Source organism: Streptomyces sp. NPDC088554, assembly GCF_044752945.1.
Lineage (GTDB): Bacteria > Actinomycetota > Actinomycetes > Streptomycetales > Streptomycetaceae > Streptomyces.
In genome coordinates this window covers 1-2,776 of sequence record NZ_JBIVMF010000083.1, presented here as the reverse complement: position 1 = coordinate 2,776, position 2,776 = coordinate 1, and the positions used below count along the sequence as shown (strand labels likewise).

1 protein-coding gene is annotated in these 2,776 nt (G+C 67.6%); it reads right to left on the bottom strand.

Going from position 1 to position 2,776, the window contains the following annotated elements; genetic code table 11:
- Positions 1-2,575 (bottom strand): SDR family NAD(P)-dependent oxidoreductase (locus ACIP8W_RS31830; protein WP_402205888.1); only part of this gene is annotated, 2,575 nt, incomplete at its 3' end.
- Positions 2,576-2,776: the final 201 nt, after the last annotated feature.

The window sequence follows — 2,776 nt, the reverse complement described above, 5'->3', positions numbered from 1 at the left end:
CCGCATCGGAAAGCCGTTCCACAAGCAGCAGACCCACGCCCTCGGACCAACCCGTACCATCCGCATCAGCGGAGAACGCCTTACAACGACCGTCAGCGGCCAGGCCGCCCTGGTAGGCGAATTCGACGAAACCGGTCGGGGTGGACATTACGGTCACACCACCAGCCAGGGCTAGGTCGCACTCCCCCGACCGCAGCGCCTGCACGGCAAGGTGCAGGGAGACCAGGGAGGAGGAACAGGCGGTGTCCACCGTCACCGCCGGGCCCTCCAGACCGAGCGCGTAGGAGAGACGGCCTGACATCACACTGCTGTGCGCACCGGTGACCAGATGTCCTTCCACGCCGTCCGCAACGGTGTCTATCAGTTGGTCGTAGCCGTAGAGCGCGGCACCGACGAAGACTCCGGTCGGACTGGCGCTCAGGGCAAGCGGGTCGAGGCCAGCGTGCTCGAAAGTCTCCCAGGCCGTTTCAAGGAGAAGCCGCTGCTGTGGATCCATCGCCAACGCCTCGCGCGGGGAAATCCCGAAGAACCCGGCATCGAACTCGCCAGCGTCGTACAGGAATCCACCCTTGTGGGCAAAGCTCACAGTTGAGTCGAACTCCCACCCTCGGTCCTCGGGGAAGTCGCCCACAACATCGGCACCGGCGCGAACCAGACTCCACAGCTCTTCCGGCGTGCGGACCGCGCCGGGGAAGCGGCATGCCATGCCTACGATGGCGATCGGTTCGTCGGTCGTCATCGGTCGGTTCACCGACTCCACCGTGCTCACCTGATCGTCCAACTGCATTACAGAGAAGAGACATTGGACAACCGCTGCCGGGGTGGGGTAATCGAAAACCAGAGTGGTCGGGAGGCTCGTACCCGTCGCCTCGGTGAGGCGGTTACGGAACTCCACCGCCATCAGCGAGTCGAAGCCTGCCTCCTTGAAGGGACGCCCACGTTCAACGGCAGCGGCGGAGCCGAGTCCGAGGACAACGGCCGTGTGCCGACAAACCAATTCGGTGAGGAGGTGGTTCTGTTCAGCGGCGGTACGGCCCGTGAGTCGACCCAGCAGCTCCGCTGCCGCGCCGTGAGCCGTGGCGCTCGGCGGGAGCGTCTCGGGCGCGGGCCCTGCCAGGGCTTCAATAAGAGGGCTGGGCCGGGTCACGGTGAAGGTCTGGCCGAACCGGGCCCAGTCGATGTCCGCGACGGTGACCGTGGTGTCGTCCAGTTCCAGCGCCCGCTGGAGGGCACCGATCGCCGGGACCGGCAGCATCGCGGTCACACCACGACGACGCAGCCCGTCTTCCCCGTCCGCCTCCTGCATGAGCATGCCCGCCTCGGCCCAGGGGCCCCAGGCGATGGCGGTGGCCGTCAGGCCCTGGGCGCGGCGGTGTTCGGCGAGGGCGTCGAGGAAGGCGTTGGCGGCGGCGTAACCGGCCTGGCCCGCACCTCCCCAGACACCCGCACCCGAGGAGAACAGTACGAACGCCGACAGGTCCAGCTCCGCTGTCAGCTCGTGCAGGTGCAGGGCCGCATCGGCCTTGGGCGCGAAGACCGCATCGATCCGCTCCGGGGTCAGCTCGTCGATCGACGCGTTGCCCAGGATGCCTGCTGTGTGGAAGACAGCCGTCAGGGGGTGCTCGGCGGGAATGCCGGCCAGGAGGCCCTCGAGGGCCTGCCGGTCCGCGACATCGCACGCCACGATCGTCGCCCTGGCACCCAGCTCCTCCAGCTCGGCGAGGAGTTCAACAGCGCCGGGAGCCTCCGGGCCGCTCCGGGATACCAGCAGCACATGCCCAGCGCCCTCGGCAGCAAGCCAACGCGCCACATGAGCACCGATACCACCCGTACCACCGGTGACCAGAACCGTCCCCTCGGCCCGCGGCCGCCACTGCCCAACCCGCCCACCGGCCGAAGCATGATCCATACGACGACCGAAGACACCCGCCGAACGAACCGCCACCTGATCCTCGCCCGTCGCACCGGAAAGCACCGCGACGACACGACCGGCAACCCTGGCATCCCACTGCTGCGGAATATCCAGCATGCCACCCCAGCGAGTGGGGTGTTCAAGAGCAGCGACCCGACCCCAGCCCCAGACCGCAGCAGCTGCCGGATCCACCGTGTCACCGGCCACCGCACCCACCGCGTCCCGGGTCAGCACCCACACCCGGCCACCATCAAAACCAGCCGACACCAGACCCCGGAACACAGCTGTCACCTCGGCGATGTCCCCGGGCAGGCAGACCACACCCGACACACCATCCATGGACAACACCCCGTCCACGACGTCCTGGACACCAGCCACGACCGTACGGGCGCCATGCGCCTCCAGCGCCCCGGACAACCCGGCAGGCATCCCGTCACCGACCAGCAACCACGTACCCGTCAGAGCAGGCACGGACACAGCCGACCCGGCCAGCGGCTTCCACACCACCCGATAACGCCAGCCATCCGCCACAGCACCCTCACACTGACGACGACGCCAGTCCGCCAGCACCGGCAGAACCGAACCCCACGCACCACCATCCCCACCACCGGCGAACTCGGACCAGTCCGCACGCTCCACCGCATCCCAGAAACGCGCATCCACCTCATCCCGAACCTTCGTCGCCTCCGGCACCAACCAGTAACGGTCACGCTGGAAGGCATACGTGGGCAGATCAACCAACGCCCCCTCTCCGAACAGTTCACCCCACGGGATGTCCGTGCCGGTGACATGCAAGTGGGCCAGGGCGGTAAGGAACGTGGCAGGCTCGTCCCGGTTCTTCCGCAGGAGAGGCACAGCGGTAAC